Source organism: Stutzerimonas stutzeri (genome assembly GCF_024448895.1).
Lineage (GTDB): Bacteria > Pseudomonadota > Gammaproteobacteria > Pseudomonadales > Pseudomonadaceae > Stutzerimonas > Stutzerimonas stutzeri_Q.
Genome location: NZ_JAMOIC010000004.1, coordinates 316,134 through 332,280 on the forward strand (window position 1 = coordinate 316,134; position 16,147 = coordinate 332,280).

Below are 16,147 nucleotides of genomic sequence, written 5' to 3' on the forward strand. Positions count from 1 at the left end.
CGTATGGTGAAAATCAAGAGGCTGCTGTTCGCTGCGGCATCCCGCTTATCTGATGGCAAAAGTACGATGTAGGAAGCTTGAGACGGGCCAGCTTTGTTACATGTTCGCTGCGGTAAAGACACAGACGCGGTTCCGTCCTTCGGCCTTGGCGCTATAGAGCGCTTCGTCTGCTTGCTTTGAAAAAGCTTCGCGCTGATCTCCTGGCTGGGGCTGCAGGCAAGCTGCCCCGATACTGACTGTGAATGAGATGCCTGAACCATCGACGCTGACGAGCATGGATTCAATATCCTTCCTGATCCGTTCACATAAGGTGTACAGCGCGGCTTGAGAGACGTTGGTGAACAGCAATATGAATTCCTCTCCGCCGAATCTTGCCGCGCTCTCGCCGCTGCGTTGCGTATAGCGCCTCAGCACATCGGCCACCGCGACGATGCAATGGTCGCCAGCCGTATGTCCGTAACTATCGTTGATGCGCTTGAAATGATCTATATCGAGCATGGCGATGCCAATATAGTGCCGGTCTATCGCCGCCTGCTGAACGGCTGTTTCGAATAGCTCGTCGAAGTGGCGCCGGTTAAACAGCCCGGTCAGCGCGTCCCGTTGGCTTAGTTCGGATAACAGCGCATTTGCAGCGGCTAACGCCTGGTTGGATTCTTCCAGTGCGCGTGTTCGATCCTGTACGCGATGTTCGAGCTGAACGTTGGCTTCCTGTTGGGTGCGTAAGCTGGTGAGCCGTTCGATTCCCAGTGCCTGACTAGCCGCCAATGCTTCTCGCTGCGCCTGTATGCGCGCAATGCGCTCACGGTTTATCCGCTCGGCCAATGCAATAGACAGCAACAAGAACTCGAGCGTAAAGCCGATTAGTTGCAAGTGGATTGGGTTATGCGACATCGGGATGAAGCCAGCCAGGGCTAGAGTCAAATAACCGGTGCTCATATAAAGTGCGAGCCAGGCAATGGTGAAGTAGCGAGCTGAGACATTGCCCTCGTACCATAAGCGCATCGCCGTGCCCTGCGCGACAACGCAACTGAAGAAGCCTACTTCGTACACCCCGAGTTGCGTAAAAAGGTCTGGTTTGGATGCGACGATGACCGTGACTACAAACCAGTAAAGAATCGTGAAATTGCTGATTTGCAGAAGGTAGCCGCCTCGTTGCTTGAGGTTCAGGAATGATCGAATGAACACTCCAGCCGCAGCGAAGCTTGCGCAGATACTCATCGGAAGTAATCGAGACGCAAGCGACGGCATATCACCCCATAGATATTGGTTGCCCAAGCCCGTCATGTTGAGCGTGTAGGTAATTGAGCAACTCAAGTACAGGCAATACCAGAGATAGGCCTTGTCGCGTGTGAAGATCAGTAGCGAGCCGTTGTAGATCAGCATCGCAAACATCGCGCCGAAGAACGCTCCAAGTAATGGGATGAGCTGTGATTCCTGCTGATGCCAGACATCGTGTCGAACAACGACGGCCGGAAGATTCAGGTAGTCGAAGCTGCTCGCTCGGATGTAGACGACGCGCTCCTCTCCTGGAGGCAGATCCAACTCGAAGGCGGGATAGCGGCTCCAAATGGGCTTTTCTTGGGAGCTGACGGCGTTGCCCGAGATCTGGGAGCGAGACCAGGCTCCACGAAGCGGATCAAACATCCTCATCTCAACCCGCTCCAGAGTCGGGACCGCGAGTGTCAGCAACCAAGCATCTGCTGTTTGCGTCTGGCTCATCACTCGGAAGCGGATCCAACCCCCTTGATCCTTGTGGCCGAGACTCACAATCCCGCGTGCAGGGATCTGCCAATCTCCGGATTGCGCGGCATGATCGAATGAGCGGGTGATAGGCTGAAGCAAGTATTCAGAGTAGGAGCCAGCATCGGTCCGCAGCGATTGCTCAGCCTGGCCTAAGCGCAAAATCTTTCCGCTAGAGTTCTCGGACAGAGCGTAGGCCGACATGCCGAACAACAACCAGGCGCCGAGCACAATACAAAGCGAAGCGAAAAAGGGAAAATGGTTCCGATCTGTCGGACGGCTCATGCTTGGAACTCGTGGCAGGTATGCAAGCGAAATGTCGCTGCCTAGTTGTAACGGCCGTGCCGACTAAAAATTGATCTTGGCGCGATCGGATGCGCGCAGGGCAGCACCCGTAGTGCTGCTTGCCTCGGAAGCAGGTCTGAATTCTCATCCTGCTTGATACATCTGGGCGATCGCGGGGCTGTTCCGTTTCGGTCTTGCTTGAAGACGAGGATCAGTACACGCGCGGCATGAACAGGTTGACCACTTCGAGTTCGTGGCGGATCTCGCCAACAAGTTTGCTTACTGCTTTGGAGTTACTCAATCCACTCATCTGGATGCCCGCGACCAGAAGGCGCGCCTCACCGGTAGCTGAGTCGTAGATCCGGATCCGGGCGCTGGACAGATCGTGCGAGAAGCGGCACGAAAGGGGCATGAAAGCGCTTTCGACAATAGCGGTTGCCATCTGTAGCGTGAGCGGCATGTGCAAATCCTGTGCAAGCAGAAGCGGGCGGAACGATGCGTCCGGCCAAGGTGGAGAGGTAATTAAGTGGTGGGGGCTGCTGGGATTTGCCTCCGAGCTGGAGGGGCTATCCCTTTGGCTGACGCACTAGAACGGGAGCGACGCCTAAAAAGCTACAGCGGGCAGAGGCCAGCTAAGTGGAACAGCCTCGCCGGAGCGAGGCTTACACACGTCTATTCCATTAATCCTTGAAGCGAATTCCGTTTCGCGATCCTGCAGACGATCCCAGTTGCTTGTGCATCCCTGTGCGTCGTGTGCCATGCCATTATTAGCTTAAGTCAGATGGCCAGTAATGGCGTACTGCCTTCATTGCTTGTAAGCATTTACTTACAGCCGACGAGTGGCTCTATGCCACTTAGCCTAGGGCCGCTGTGATTAGCATCTGACGAGCACGTAATGGGCAGACAGCTGGAGCGAAAGAACCACCTCCAATACAGGTGAGCTGGTCCAGTGGTCCGGTCTGGTTTCGCAATGTCAGGACGGCAGACCTATCGCTAACGAGCGGGGTACAGCTCCACCACCACGCCAGGGTTTGGCCGATGCATCGCCTGGTTCATCGCCAGGACCAACGAGGACTGTGTGAAGGGTTTGGCGAGGGTAGGGCGGCGGCGGTTGCCTTCAGCGAGGTCGGCATAACCGCTCACAAGAAGAACCGGAAAACCCGGACGCTCCGCCTGCAGGGTGTCCGCCAGCTGAGCGCCCGTCATCCCGGGCATCATGTGATCAGTCACCAGAATGTCGAAATGTCCCTGACCGCGCAGCAGGCCGAGGGCGGCTTCGCCACTGTCGACCGCCGTAACGCGGTAGCCGAGGTCCTCGAGCAACGCAGAAGTGTTTTCCAGAACGAGTGGGTCGTCATCGACGACGAGAACAGCCAGGGAGGTCCGGACGGGAAAGCGCTGGCCAGCTGTATCGGCCTCAAGCGCTTCTGGATCGGCGACGCTGTGCTTCTCTGCGCTTACGGTCGAAAGAGGGAGCCAAAGCTCTATCGTCGTTCCCTTTTCCAGAGTGCTGCGCACATGCAGGCGTCCGCCTGACTGCTCGGCCAAGCCATGCGCCATCGATAGGCCCAGGCCAGTGCCCTTGCCAGGACCCTTGGTCGTGAAAAACGGTTCGGTGGCTCGAGCCAGTATTTCCGGGGACATCCCGCAGCCGTCGTCGCGCACGTTCAGCACGACATAGTCCCGGCTACCGTCTTTCCCTTCGAAATTCGCAGACCGACACTGGCCTTCGATACAGATGGTGCCGCCGTTTAGCATTGCGTCCCGCGCATTCACCACCAGGTTGATCAGCACCATCTCAAGCTGGTTGGCATCGACATATGCCGGCGGCAGGTTTAGCGGAAAGCGAATATCGACCGTGATGTTGATGTCCACTGAGCGTTGAAGCAGCTCGCGCATGTCCATTACCAGATCGGGAAGCGAAACCGAGCTGGGGCGCAGTTCCTGTTTACGGGCGAATGTGAGCAACCGCTGAACCAGACCCTCGCCGCGCCGCGTGGCCTGCAGCGCATTCTCGATCAGGCTGTCGATGCGCCCTTCGGCACGGGGCACGCGTTTGCGCAGAAGCTCCAGATTGCCTGCAACCACGGCAAGCAGGTTGTTGAAGTCGTGTGCAATGCCCCCGGTCAGCTTGCCGACGGCTTCCATCTTCTGCGCTTGACGCAGTGCGGCTTCGGCCTGTCGCCGTTCACTGATGTTCACGAGGCCGCCAAGGATGAGCGAGCCCCCGGACACTTTCTCGATACGGGTCGATGCCAGGACATCCACGAAAATGCCCGCTCTGGCGACGAGGCGGTACTCGGCATTGAGGCATTCGCCGGTCTCCAGCAATAACGGCCAGTCCTGTTCAAGCATCTGACGTGCCGATGTCTCCGTCATGAAGCTGACCAGATGCCTGCCGATGACGTCTTCGCGACGATAGCCGACAAGCGCAAGCCAGGTATCGCTCACCGACTCCAATCGTCCATCGGCGTCCAGCGAGTGAAGCGGGAGCGGCGTTTTACTGTACAGCTCTCGGAAGCGCTCCTCGCTAAGGCGCAGGGAAAATGCTTCGCGCTCGCTGATCATTGCCTTGCGCCGGTCGTGCATCGACGCAGCCAAACCCAAGAACAGAACGACGAACGTCGAACCGGACACCGCCGAAGCCAGCGTCAGGAGATCCAGACCATCGCCGGACATCTCAGGCATATCGGCTGCAATCGGCGTAAAGCGTGCGCCTGCCATCGCGGCGTAATGCATGCCGGCAATGGCAAAGCCCATGATGACGGCGGATACCCCCTGCAGCACGGGCCTGGCGCCCTTGTCCGATAACCACAACGCAATGGTTGACGCGCCAATGGCGATTGCGAAGGACAACGCTACCCAGGCAGGGTCATAGCTCAGCTCGGCGTGCATGGTCATCGCGGCCATGCCCATATAGTGCATCGCACCGATACCAAGCCCCATAAACAGGCCGCCGATGCCCAGCGTAAGCTTGTCCGAGCGTGCGCCAACCGCAAAGAAACTGATGGCGGTCACTGCAATGGGCACGACGAACGACCACAGCGTCAACCCGAGGTCGTACTGAATGTCCATTCCCGGCATACCGAACGCGAGCATGCCGATGAAATGCATCGCCCAGATGCTGCCCCCCATGCAGGCAGCGGCGGCGGCCAGCCACCCGTGGCGAGCCCAGCCGTGGGTGACCCGATTACGGCCGGCAAGGTCGAGTGCGGTAAATGAGCCGGCGATTGCAATCAGTATGGAAAGGCCGACCAGTGCGAAGTTATAGGTGGTGTGCATAGGCGTTCGTTTCGATACGTCGTTGCCTTGAGTCTTGCATACAGACCTGAGCCATACCTAGATATCGACAGGCGGCATTGCCTGATCAAGTTGCCCGGTGCGGCTGCTACGCTCGGGCAACCGCAAGGCTAGATGCCGGCTTGTCTCGCAAATGTAGCCGTTCAGCGGACCGCCAGACGATTCCTGCTCTGAGCGTTTCGAGACCTCCTAAGACGATTTCTCTCGAAATCGTTAATAATTCCAAGCGGATTAATATAAGTGTGAAATAAAAAAGAAAAAAGGATTGTTGAGCTTAATTACTGTATGTTGATTGCATGCGCCGAGTTTTAGTGAGGCGGCACAATTCTTCCTTCCGCTTGTTTGAGCGCTGTTTTGTTTGATACTTCCGAAATAATATCTGAGCCTGAAATGGGTGCCGGACGGCTTTCTGGTTGTAGGAAGGCAATAATTTCTCATGTCAAATGGCGGGGCGCATGTAACTGAGCCGTGTCATTAGCGGCATGTGCGCAAGTTCAGAGGTAGCAATGATTCTAGTAGTGGATGACGACTCGGCATTTGCCGAGACTTGCGCAATGTTGTTGCAGTCCTTTGACTATGAGGTGAGTGTGGCTTTCAGTGGGGCTGACGCATTATCCAAGATTAAATCATTACAACCGGATCTTCTGATATCTGACTATTGTATGCCTGGCTTAACAGGCCTGGAGCTGTGTCAGCACGTTAAGCAGACGCCATCCACTGCTCAACTTCCCATCCTGTTGATGAGTGGCTCGCTTCAGTGTGATGTGGGTGTTAGCGACTATTACGACGGTTTCATTAAAAAGCCATTTATGGTCGAAGGCTTGTTGGTCAGTGTGCGAAAGTTACTCGAGATTCATTCTGTACCCCCAAGTGGGATCGCTCAGGAAATTAATTGAAATTATCCGTCTTTATATTATCCAACCTTGAAGAAATACTTCAGGAGTGGGAAGCCTTTGCGTCGACAATGGAGCCGCTTCGTCACGCCGACAGGGCAGAGCTGCGGGACCATGCCGCTGCACTGTTGCAGGTTATCGTTGTAGATCTGGATACGCCGCAGGATGAGCTTGAGAGTATTGCCAAGTCCAAGGGGCTGGCCCCACAGTCAACAGAAGACACAGTTGCCGAAAGTCATGCCGCCCATCGAATCGCGGCCGGCCTGAGCAGCGATCAGGTGATGGCCGAGTTCAGAGCCCTTCGTTCAAGCGTGCTGCGTTTGTGGGCACGGCGGATCGAAGTCACCAGCGCCAGCGAGATTCAAGACATGGTTCGCTTCAACGAAGCCATGGATCAGGCGCAGACAGAATCCATGGCGCGATATACCAAGATGCTGAGAGAAGCTCAGAATCTGTTTCTCGCCATACTCGGCCACGACGTACGGACTCCCCTAGGTGCCATCAGCATGGGTGCTCAGGTGCTGCTTCTCGACCAGAGCCTGCCTTCCAAGGCGCTGAAAGTCGGGCTGCGGATATTCAACAGCTCTAAACGGATGGACGAGATCGTCAGAGATTTGCTGGACTTTTCGACGACGCACCTGGGCGGTGGCATACCCATCGACCCGCACAACGTCGACCTCCTTGAGGTCTGTCAGACGGTGGTTGAGGAAGCGAGAACCTTCCATCCGGACCGTAAGATTCATCTGACGACGGACGGCCATCTGATCGGTGCCTGGGACGGCGCTCGAATCGCGCAGGCGTTTTCAAATCTTCTTACGAACGCCGTGCAGCACGGGAAGCCAGACGGGGTAATTGCGGTATCGATCCTCGGATTGCCCGGTGAGGTCATGTACCGCGTTCAAAACGACGCCGACGTCATTCCGCCTGCGCGGCTGCGTACCTTGTTCGATCCTGTGAAGCGCTTCGTCATTCGCCCGGCCACTGAGCGCATCGCTGCCCGTACGCAAAATCTGGGACTGGGCCTTTATGTCGTCAAAGAGATCGTCACAGCACATGAAGGCACGGTCTCGGTGACATCCACCGAAAGCGAGGGCGTTGTCATTACACTAAGTCTGCCGCGGCTGATGCCACATCGTAGGATCAATGATTCAGCGGTCGAGGGATAGTTGCTAACGGACGGCTGAACAGCCGCTTTGCATGAGCCTGTGACTTCTGTCATCGCGCAGTTGCAAGACAAAAACATTACTCACATAGATATCACTGTGACATCATTCGCAACCTGGCAACTTTTAGCGAGTGATGAAGATGGGAACGGTGATGCTGCTGTCGCTCATGGCAACTACGATTGCCCTCAGCATTTACTTTATGTGGAAGGCCTTCGGCACATTACCGGAGCAGCCGATTCTCAACCGGCCGCCCCAGAACGCCGAAATCGTTGATGGCGGAGCATTCGAACGTCAACACAGTGCCTGAAAGCGCCAGTCGCGCAAGCGTTACAACCTATCCGCGGCCCCGCGGATAAGGTCAGGTGAACGCAGCGGCTCCGGATATTCCTCGCTTACCGCGATTCCCGTTGCAGCGGCCATGCCGACACGCCCGACAGGCATGGCGATTACAGACCGGCATTAATCTTCGCTGTCGTCTTCATCATCCATGGTGTCTTCTTCGTCGGTGATCTCTGGCTCACTGTTCGGATGGTTCGTCATCCGAGGGTCAGGATCCTCGCCGGTCGGGTTCTGATACCCGTGGGCCGAAGCCTCGTCGTTCTGCTCCTGCTGGCTCTGGCCGGCGTCCTGACCGCTGTCGGATGGGGCCGCCTGAACGGTTGCGCCCGTCAATAGCGCGGCGAGAAATGTGGCTGCCATAGCTGAAATGTTCATCACAAAGCCCTCGATGTCAGGAGCGGATGCTCTCTGATACGGACCCAGCCACCCGCGCAGTTGTTCATGCCTGAATTCGATGCAGGCATGCAGGACGACAGGTCAGGCACGTCGCGGTCGTCGCGCTGTCCTAGCCAGACACATGACTTCGAGGCAAACAATGATCGATTGGCTGAAAGACAATCACCAGCTGCTCACGCTCGGGATCTCGGCCTGCACGCTGCTGGTCTGGGTGTTCTATGCACACCTTTTATTGCTCAATTTCAGGCGGCAGCGCAAACCGAGCCTGATCATCAACCGTGGGGCGGGGAGAGGGTTGAGCTCGCTCTGCCTGATCTCCAACATGAGCGCCGAGCCCATGTTCATCAACCAGCTGGTTGTCTCCATCGAAACGTCCAAGGGGCCGCTTGAACTCGATGTGACGGACATTCGGCAAAGCATCGATAGCGAGACAGCTGCATCGCCCGACCTGTCCATCGGCCAAACGACGCATCAGGGACCTTTGCGCAGCGGTGAATACGTCCAGGTTGGCACCTTCCAAGGGATGCTCGAAGCTGTTGCGCGACGTCACGGGGTCGAGTTGAACGGATACCGGCCCGCCGGTGACTGGCAGTTCAATGCCCTGGAGATTCGGGCCGTAGCCTTCTACGGGCCGGAGCGACATCCCATGGGCGTACTCAGACGGTTCAAGTTGGCCGATCAGGGCGAACCTGATTGCGCGCTGATCCCTGAGAGCCCCTTCACTCAACAGCTATTGTCACGCCGTGATCGTCGCAAAGTACGACAATGGCTGACGGAATCCATTGGCTGAACTGTCTTTTCGTGTCGAGCAGGTCTAATTCGGTGGGTGCGACGCAACTACGCGTGGAACTAAGCCCTGCGTGAAAGGTCTCGTAAAGCTGTTGTCGCTGCGGTTGATTATCCAGCAGCGAAGGCGCTTACGGCACGCGCAGGATTTCGATGCTCGCGCCAATCATGGATCAGGCAGCTTGTCCAAGGACCAGTTTGCGATATGGAAGGGTAGTCGGCGTGGAAATCAACCGCGTAAGTGCAAGGGATGTCGACCGTTCGCAGTATGAATTAGTAGTGATCGGATCTGGTTTCGGTTCCAGCTTCTTTCTGACCGAAGCGTTGAAGCACCTCAAAGGACGGGCCCTGATCATCGAGTGGGGCGATTTCCACCCATGGGACTGGCAGATTCAAAACCAGCGCAGCTCGGTCATCACGCCCGAGTCCACATACGAAAACCCTCACGAAAAGCCCTGGAACACCACGATTGCGCTCGGCGGCGGGATGAATTGCTGGTATTCCCAGACCCCTCGCTTGCACCCAAGTGATTTCGCCACTCGCACCCGTTACGGCGTTGGTCACGACTGGCCACTGAGCTACGACGACCTTGAGCCCTACTATTGTCAGGCTGAGCAGATCATGTCGATCGCTGGCGATGAAGATATGGCCAGAGTGCTGCCGCGAAGCCAGCCTTTCCCCCAACCGCCCCATAAGGGCTCATCGATCGACATGCTGATGAAGGCGGCCATGCCTGATTACCACTTCATCATGCCGACCGGTCGCGCTCGTGTCGCCACCGGCACCCGCGGGGTCTGCTGCGCCAACGCCACCTGCAATCTGTGCCCAGTCAATGCCAAGTTCACTGCCCAGAATGGCTTGGCTGAGTTGTTCCGGCACCCAAAGGTGGACGTCTGCCTGAACACCGAGGTGCGCACGCTCGAATACGAAGGCACCACCATCAAGGGCGCGACGATTCGCTCTGACGGAGCAGAGTTCAAAGTTTTCGGTGATCTGTTCGTGCTGGGTGCGAACGCCATTCAGAGTCCTGCCATCCTGCTGCGTTCTGATATTGCCTTCGGTGATACGGGCATGGGCCTGCACGAGCAGGTCGGTGCGAATATCGAGGTCTATCTGGACGGTCTTGGCAATTTCGATGGCAGTACCATCACCACCGGCCTGAATTACTCGCTCTATGACGGTGATTTCCGCAAGGACCACTCGGCCTGCCTGGTCTACTTCGAAAATCGATGGCCCTACGGGCTGCGGCCGGAAATTGGCCGCTGGAACCAGCTGCTGCCTTTGATGCTCGTCGGGGAAGATCTGCCCAACCGCGATAGCCGGATCAAGATCGATCCGAAAAGCGGTAATGCGATCGTCGATTACCAGGGTGAGTCGGACTATGGCCTGAAAGGCGTTCAGTACGGCCTGGACAATCTTGAAAAGCTTCTGGCGCCGCTGCCCGTCGAGTCGATCAACTTTCGTGAATGGCGACTGACCGAATCGCACGTACAGGGCACGCTGCGCATGGGGCAGATCGACGATGGTTCGGTCGTCGACGGGCACATGCTGCATCACAAGATGCGCAACCTCGTCGTGGTGGGTACCGCCACCTACCCAAGCTGCTCGCCCGCCAACCCCAGCCTGACCGCCGCCGCGCTGTCGATCCGTGCTGCTGACCTGCTGTTTAGCTAAGGACTGCCAATGAAACGCCGTACGTTGTTGATCTCGTCCGCCGCCACGCTGGGGCTGGCCGCAGTGGGCTCAGCCGCCTGGGTCTACGAAGACCGCCAGGTCTTCATTCCACATCTGCTTCATCGGCTGGTTGGAGATTTCGAGATGAGTGCCGACGACCAGCGCAAGTTCGTTGATGCAATGCACGAGCACTATGGTCAGAAGAAGCTCATGGCATTGATGGGGCTCTACCGGATCCGTCAGGACACCGGCGTAGGCACTGATTACACCAACCCAAAGGTCGATGAATTCGAGCGTCGCCTGCTGACTGACTTCATGATGTCTACCGATTTCCTGCGGCAGCAGCCCCAGGCCAAGGCAAAAGTCAGCTTTATCGGTTACAGGTTACCCTGCAGCAACCCCTACGCCCGGTTCGAGGGGATAGCGTGAGGCATTGCTTCTGCCAGACTCGCTGAGCCGGTTGGCCGCTCCGCCTTTGATCTGTCGAGCATGACATCAGGTCGATGTATCGCTGGGGTGGCCCATCAATTCGCTTCCAGAGGAGTCTTCCCATGCGCATCGCCATATTCAGCACCAAACCCTATGACCGCACCTTTCTCGACAAGGCCAACGAGCGGCACGGGCATGAGCTGGTGTATCTGGATGCCCGGCTGACAGCCGAAACGGCGTCGTTGGCCGCGGGATTCGCCGGCGTCTGCGCGTTCGTCAATGACAAGCTCGATGCCGAGGTGCTGCAGCTGCTTCACGCCGGCGGCACACGCCTGATCGCGCTGCGTTCGGCGGGTTTCAACAATGTCGATCTGCCGGAGACGGAACGGCTCGACATGACGGTGGCGCGGGTGCCTGCTTATTCGCCCCATGCGGTGGCCGAGCATGCGGTGGCGCTGGTGCTGAGCCTCAACCGGATGACCTTCCGTGCCTACAACCGTGTGCGTGAGGGCAACTTCTCCCTTGATGGGCTGCTCGGCTTCGACCTCTTCGGCAAGACGGTCGGCGTGATCGGTACGGGCAAGATCGGGCTGATCTTCGCCGACATCATGCGTGGCTTTGGCTGCAAGATTCTTGCGGCTGACCCGTACCCAAGCCCGGATGCCAAGCCATTCGTTGAGTACGTTGCGCTGGACCGCCTGCTGGGCGAAGCGGACATCGTCTCCCTGCACTGCCCGCTTACGCCGGAAACCGATCACCTGATCGATGCCAAGGCGGTCGCTCAGATGAAGGACGGCGTCATGCTCATCAACACCGGGCGGGGCCGGGTAATTGATACCAAGGCAGTGATCGAAGGGCTCAAGAGCGGAAAGATCGGCCGGCTCGGGCTTGATGTGTACGAAGAAGAGGAGCACCTGTTTTTTCAGGACCTGTCCCAGCGCGTCATCAGCGATGACCAGTTCATGCGCCTGACCACCTTCCACAATGTGCTGATTACCGGCCATCAGGCGTTCTTCACCGCCGAGGCGCTGACCAACATCGCCGACACCACGATCGCCAATATCACTGCCTTCGAGAGCGGCACGGGCACCTTGCATCGGGTCAACGCGGACAAGATCGCCTGATGCCGAATCTGCTGTTCGCCGGGCTCGCGGCGGTTCCTATCATCGCGATACTGGTGTTGATGGTCGGATTTCGCTGGTCCGCCGCGCGTTCCGGCAGTGTCGGCTTGCTTCTTGCCCTTGGCATCGCCTGGTTTGCCTTCGGCTACGGTACGCGGCTGCTGCCTGAACTGGGTGTTGGCGTTGCCACAGCCGGCGCGCTGGGCGAAGCGCTGTTCCTGGCAATGACCATCCTCTGGATCATCTTTCCGGCGCTGTGCATCCACGAGTTGCAGTCGCGCACGGGGGCGATCGATGTGCTGCGCGAGGCTATGGGGCGGCTGTCTGATGATCCGCGCATCGTCGCCTTGCTGGTGGCCTGGTTCTTCGTCTTGTTCATCGAAGGCGCCGCAGGCTTCGGCACTTCAGTCGCCCTGGCCGCGCCGTTTCTGGTTGCCGCAGGTTTTGGTCGTGTGGAGGCGGTGAGCATCGCCTTGATCGGCCACGCCGTCGGGGTGTCCTTTGGGGCGGTGGGGACGCCGATCCTGCCGCAGTTGGCGGTCACGCCGTTCAGCGGCGGTGAACTGGCCGCGGCGACTGCGAACTACCACGTCCTATTGGGCTGGCTGATGCCGCTGGTGGTGATGTGGCTGGTTTCCCGCGCCTTCGCTGGCAGTCGGCAGATTTCGCTGGCCCAGTGGGCGTGGCCGCTGTTCGCCGCGGTGGCGTTCCTGCTGCCGTTCTACCTGATCGCCGTGTTCATCGGTCCGGAACTGCCAACGCTGGGCGGTGCACTACTGGGTGCGATGATCTTCGTCGCGGCGTTGGTGACATTGCGCCGCCGCGAGGGTGCTCGCGCGGCAGGGCAGAGCGGTGCATCCGGACAGCAGCTGTTGCGGGCATCGGCACCCTATCTGGCGCTGGTTGCGCTGGTGCTGGTGACGCGTTTGATCACGCCGATCCGCGAAGCGCTGCAGGGTGTGACGCTAACGTGGCGATTCGAGGCGTTCAGCGGCAGCATGGCCGTGCTTTATCACCCTGGCACCTTGCTACTGCTGAGCTTTCTCATCGGTGCTTTCTGTCAGCGTGCGGCCTTTGCCGAGGTTTCTGCGTCCGCGGTTCAGGTGCTGCGACGCATGCTGTCGGTGACACTGGCGCTGACCGCGATGCTGGCATTGTCGCGGGTGATGGTGCACGCGCAGATGATCGATACCCTGGCGTTGGCGGCGGCTAACGCAACTGGGGGTGTCTGGCCCTTGTTCGCGCCCTTCGTGGGTGTATTGGGTACATTCGTGACCGGCTCGGCTACCGCATCCAACATCCTGTTCAGTGATTTCCAGCAAGCCACCGCAGAGCGTCTGGGTATGCCGGCGTTGCCCTTGCTCGGCGCTCAGGGTTTTGGCGCAGCTGTCGGCAATATCATCTGTCCGCACAACATCGTGGCGGCCAGCGCGACGGTGAATCTGGTTGGCCAGGAGGGCGAGGTGCTGCGACGTACCCTGGCGCCGGCCCTGATCTATGCCCTGCTTGGCGGGATGCTCGCGCTCTGGGTGTTCGTCTAGCTAGTCGAACAGCTGGCGCAGGGCGCTGGGCGCAATGCCGGTCCAGCGCTTGAAGGAGCGACGGAAGTTGGTAGTGTCGTTGAAGCACAGATAACTCGCCACTTCCTCGTTGCTGTAACCCTTCATCTGGTAGAGGTACAACGCAACGTGCTTGCGCACCTGGTCGAGTTGCTCCTGAAAGCCGGTGCCGTGCTTGTGCAGTTTGCGCTTGAGCGATGCCGGGCTCATGTCGAAGGCCTGCGCGACGCGCTCCAGATTGAGCGGTGAGCGGATGTTGGCGTGCAGATGATCGTATAGCTGATCGATGAAGCTGCTCGTACATCCGAGCTGTTCAAGCTGGGCCTGACCTGCCTGCAATGCGACCCGACCTGCAGTTGCCGAGGCGTTCGGCCAGGGTTGATGCAGATACTCGATCGGCAGGCTCATCATGGTCATCTGGCTATCGAACGTCAGGTCTTCGCCCATGTGTACCCAGTACTGCTCGATATGCCGCGGCTGCCCGTAAGCAAGGTGAAAGCGCCAAGGCAAGCGCGCGCCTGACAGGCGTCGGCTCATGGCGACCACAGCGGTCAGGCTGGCTTCGGTAAGGAAACGCTGCTCGCCGGTGCCGCAACTGGCTGTCCAGTACAGGTGCAGTTGCTTTTCGTCGTGCAACAAGCGCGGAGTCAGCAGGGGGCTGAGCAGGGCGCGGAACTGCTGCAGCTGCTCCAGAGCCTGCTGCAGCGACGCTGCGTGAGTCAGGGCATGGCTGACCTCTCCGTAGTGCCCGGGCAGCAACCGCTGGCCGAACAGGAAGCTGCTGTCGTCAGCGCCCAGTAGTCGCTGAGCATTGCCAATCAGCACGCGCAGTTGATCAGGGCTGATGCGCGCTCCTCCGCTGGTCACGTCGTCGTAGAACACTCCGCTGCCGCGCAGCAGCTGGTGACTGTCGATCCCGCGCGATAACGCCAGGTCGATCAGCACCGCCGGCTGATGATGCGCGGCAATGAATCGGGTGTCGCATTCGTAGCCGAGCGGCATGTTCATTGTTCAGGCGCAGCGCGGCAGATGTTGCTTGGCTTTCGCCAGGCCGAGATTCAGGCGCTTGAGCAACTGCTCGGCGTTTTCGTCGATGGCCATGATTGCAGCGGTGCTGGCTTGCAAATGGAGACGCTCGCCGTGCTGCTCCGTCCGATGCGCAAGGCTGGCGACCGCCTGTTGCAGCTCAGCGGCGATCAGCCGCGCCTGGGCTTCCCCGGTATTGGGCAGCACCGCGACAAAGCGATCCCCGGCCAACCGGCACAGCAGGTCCTGACGGCGCAGATTGAGCAACAGCACTTGTGCCATGGCCTGAAGCACGGCGTCGCCTTCGGCCTGGCCGTAGCGTTGGTTAATGGCGTTGAAGTCGTCGATGTCCACGGCCACCAGTGACAGTGGCTGCGAATGTTCGAGGCCCTGTGCCAGCGCACGCTGTAGCTGTTGCCGGAGATATTCGGCGGCGCCCAGGGGCGTCAGCTTGTCGAACAGACGGTGCTCGCGAAACAGCTTTTCACGCTTGCTCATCTGTTGGCTGATGGCGCGCTGCTCCTGGTTCAGGTGGTAGATACCCAGCGTCAGCAGGATCAGCCCGATGGGCATTGGTGCCGTTTCCAGCCAGTTGTCCCAGACTGCCAGTTCCGGCAGGTGAATGAATTCATCCAACGCGTCCATCCACCAGGAAAAGAATACGCAGCACAGACCCAGCGCAAGCAGCCGCGTCACCCGTCCGGCCGGGCGGCTGCGCAGCAGCATGATCAGCCATGCCAGTGCGAGCACGGCCGAGCCGCCTTCGCCGGCGACGTCCATCCAGTTGATCTCGGCCCAGGCCTTGAGCTGGCCGGTCGCGAGATAGATTTGCAGGCCGGCGTTGGCGGCTATGGCCAGGCCGAGAAGGGTAAGGGTGTGGAGTTTGAGCAGGGATTTCATCGGGTCTCCGTGGCGAGGCGCGCCAGTGCGTGAGGGCACGGAAACAGATGGATGTGACGGTTGGATGAATGGGGTGGGGGTTGAATTGGCTCAGGGGTTTTCACGTTATTGTTCGTGTTTTGGGAGTGAGGCTGATTAGGGAGTTGTTTGATGGCTTGGTTTCGCCCCGCTGGGCGAGTTCCTTTTGGCAGTCGCCCCAAAAGGAACCAAAAGGTCTTGCCCCTGCATCCGGGTCTCGCTGCGCTCGACTTCCCTCATTCCATCGCTGCGCTGAGGGCCGCCGCGCAAGGGCCATCCATGGCCCTTCACGGCTCTCGCGGCATCCATGCCGCTCGCCCCTCTACGCAGCGATTCCATTCGGCCTTCTGAAAGGGGCGTTCGGCGGCGTCTGATGGTTCGTCTGCCAGCAAAGAAGCAACTCACGCCTGCGTCTCGTAGGGCGGGTGCAACCCATCAAGCTCTTGCGATGGGCTTCGCCCATCCTACGTTGTGAAACCCAACCCACAGTGCTTAGGCTTTTGATTTCTGGCACT

The 16,147-nt window shown here is 58.7% G+C and carries 14 protein-coding genes; 8 read left to right on the top strand and 6 right to left on the bottom strand.

Features of this window, described 5'->3' with window-relative positions; all coding sequences use genetic code 11:
- Positions 1–96: 96 nt before the first annotated feature.
- The 3 genes from NA619_RS07365 to NA619_RS07375 form a co-directional block, all read right to left on the bottom strand.
- Positions 97–2,025, bottom strand: a complete 1,929-nt coding sequence (locus tag NA619_RS07365) for a sensor domain-containing diguanylate cyclase (RefSeq protein ID WP_255961120.1) — start codon at positions 2,023–2,025, stop codon at positions 97–99.
- Between the two features lie 211 nt (positions 2,026–2,236).
- Positions 2,237–2,485 carry a DUF1652 domain-containing protein gene (locus tag NA619_RS07370; RefSeq protein ID WP_255961121.1) on the bottom strand — a complete coding sequence of 83 codons (249 nt, stop codon included), beginning with the start codon at positions 2,483–2,485 and terminating at the stop codon, positions 2,237–2,239.
- A 533-nt stretch (positions 2,486–3,018) separates the two neighbouring features.
- Positions 3,019–5,307 (bottom strand): MHYT domain-containing protein, encoded by a 2,289-nt coding sequence (locus tag NA619_RS07375; RefSeq protein ID WP_255961122.1) that lies wholly within the window; start codon positions 5,305–5,307, stop codon positions 3,019–3,021.
- A 536-nt stretch (positions 5,308–5,843) separates the two neighbouring features.
- Here NA619_RS07375 and NA619_RS07380 point away from each other — a divergent pair.
- The 3 genes from NA619_RS07380 to NA619_RS07390 all read left to right on the top strand — a co-directional run bounded on the left by NA619_RS07380 (position 5,844) and on the right by NA619_RS07390 (position 7,691).
- The gene (locus tag NA619_RS07380) at positions 5,844–6,221 is read left to right on the top strand and encodes a response regulator (RefSeq protein ID WP_255961123.1); all 378 of its coding nucleotides are present in this window, start codon (positions 5,844–5,846) and stop codon (positions 6,219–6,221) included.
- Positions 6,218–7,384 carry a sensor histidine kinase gene (locus NA619_RS07385; RefSeq protein WP_255961124.1) on the top strand — a complete coding sequence of 389 codons (1,167 nt, stop codon included), beginning with the start codon at positions 6,218–6,220 and terminating at the stop codon, positions 7,382–7,384. The genes NA619_RS07380 and NA619_RS07385 overlap by 4 nt, the downstream gene beginning before the upstream one ends.
- 151 nt (positions 7,385–7,535) lie before the next feature.
- Positions 7,536–7,691 carry a hypothetical protein gene (locus tag NA619_RS07390; protein ID WP_255961125.1) on the top strand — a complete coding sequence of 52 codons (156 nt, stop codon included), beginning with the start codon at positions 7,536–7,538 and terminating at the stop codon, positions 7,689–7,691.
- 152 nt (positions 7,692–7,843) lie between these two features.
- Here NA619_RS07390 and NA619_RS07395 read toward each other — a convergent pair whose 3' ends face one another.
- A complete protein-coding gene (locus NA619_RS07395) occupies positions 7,844–8,098 on the bottom strand; it encodes a hypothetical protein (RefSeq protein ID WP_255961126.1) in 255 nt (84 codons plus the stop codon).
- Between the two features lie 160 nt (positions 8,099–8,258).
- Here NA619_RS07395 and NA619_RS07400 point away from each other — a divergent pair, with 160 nt between their 5' ends.
- From NA619_RS07400 to NA619_RS07420, 5 genes are all read left to right on the top strand, one after another.
- The gene (locus tag NA619_RS07400; protein WP_255961127.1) at positions 8,259–8,909 is read left to right on the top strand and encodes a hypothetical protein; all 651 of its coding nucleotides are present in this window, start codon (positions 8,259–8,261) and stop codon (positions 8,907–8,909) included.
- A gap of 218 nt (positions 8,910–9,127) precedes the next feature.
- Positions 9,128–10,579 (top strand): GMC oxidoreductase, encoded by a 1,452-nt coding sequence (locus NA619_RS07405; RefSeq protein ID WP_255961128.1) that lies wholly within the window; start codon positions 9,128–9,130, stop codon positions 10,577–10,579.
- Between the two features lie 9 nt (positions 10,580–10,588).
- Positions 10,589–11,008 (top strand): hypothetical protein, encoded by a 420-nt coding sequence (locus NA619_RS07410; protein WP_255961129.1) that lies wholly within the window; start codon positions 10,589–10,591, stop codon positions 11,006–11,008.
- A gap of 122 nt (positions 11,009–11,130) precedes the next feature.
- Positions 11,131–12,132, top strand: a complete 1,002-nt coding sequence (locus tag NA619_RS07415) for a 2-hydroxyacid dehydrogenase (RefSeq protein WP_255961130.1) — start codon at positions 11,131–11,133, stop codon at positions 12,130–12,132.
- A complete protein-coding gene (locus NA619_RS07420; RefSeq protein ID WP_255961131.1) occupies positions 12,132–13,670 on the top strand; it encodes an L-lactate permease in 1,539 nt (512 codons plus the stop codon). The genes NA619_RS07415 and NA619_RS07420 overlap by 1 nt, the downstream gene beginning before the upstream one ends.
- Here NA619_RS07420 and NA619_RS07425 read toward each other — a convergent pair whose 3' ends face one another.
- Together NA619_RS07425 and NA619_RS07430 are read right to left on the bottom strand one after the other, a co-directional pair.
- A complete protein-coding gene (locus NA619_RS07425; RefSeq protein ID WP_255961132.1) occupies positions 13,671–14,696 on the bottom strand; it encodes an AraC family transcriptional regulator in 1,026 nt (341 codons plus the stop codon).
- A gap of 3 nt (positions 14,697–14,699) precedes the next feature.
- Positions 14,700–15,614 carry a GGDEF domain-containing protein gene (locus tag NA619_RS07430; RefSeq protein WP_255961133.1) on the bottom strand — a complete coding sequence of 305 codons (915 nt, stop codon included), beginning with the start codon at positions 15,612–15,614 and terminating at the stop codon, positions 14,700–14,702.
- Positions 15,615–16,147: the final 533 nt, after the last annotated feature.

What these genes read in the sequence shown, in the direction of transcription:
- NA619_RS07365 (WP_255961120.1), bottom strand. Translation starts at nt 2,025, where the DNA reads ATGAGCCGTCCGACAGATCGGAACCATTTTCCCTTTTTCGCTTCGCTT.
- NA619_RS07370 (WP_255961121.1), bottom strand. Translation starts at nt 2,485, where the DNA reads ATGCCGCTCACGCTACAGATGGCAACCGCTATTGTCGAAAGCGCTTTC.
- NA619_RS07375 (WP_255961122.1), bottom strand. Translation starts at nt 5,307, where the DNA reads ATGCACACCACCTATAACTTCGCACTGGTCGGCCTTTCCATACTGATT.
- NA619_RS07390 (WP_255961125.1), top strand. Translation starts at nt 7,536, where the DNA reads ATGCTGCTGTCGCTCATGGCAACTACGATTGCCCTCAGCATTTACTTT.
- NA619_RS07395 (WP_255961126.1), bottom strand. Translation starts at nt 8,098, where the DNA reads ATGAACATTTCAGCTATGGCAGCCACATTTCTCGCCGCGCTATTGACG.
- NA619_RS07400 (WP_255961127.1), top strand. Translation starts at nt 8,259, where the DNA reads ATGATCGATTGGCTGAAAGACAATCACCAGCTGCTCACGCTCGGGATC.
- NA619_RS07410 (WP_255961129.1), top strand. Translation starts at nt 10,589, where the DNA reads ATGAAACGCCGTACGTTGTTGATCTCGTCCGCCGCCACGCTGGGGCTG.
- NA619_RS07415 (WP_255961130.1), top strand. Translation starts at nt 11,131, where the DNA reads ATGCGCATCGCCATATTCAGCACCAAACCCTATGACCGCACCTTTCTC.
- NA619_RS07420 (WP_255961131.1), top strand. Translation starts at nt 12,132, where the DNA reads ATGCCGAATCTGCTGTTCGCCGGGCTCGCGGCGGTTCCTATCATCGCG.
- NA619_RS07425 (WP_255961132.1), bottom strand. Translation starts at nt 14,696, where the DNA reads ATGAACATGCCGCTCGGCTACGAATGCGACACCCGATTCATTGCCGCG.
- NA619_RS07430 (WP_255961133.1), bottom strand. Translation starts at nt 15,614, where the DNA reads ATGAAATCCCTGCTCAAACTCCACACCCTTACCCTTCTCGGCCTGGCC.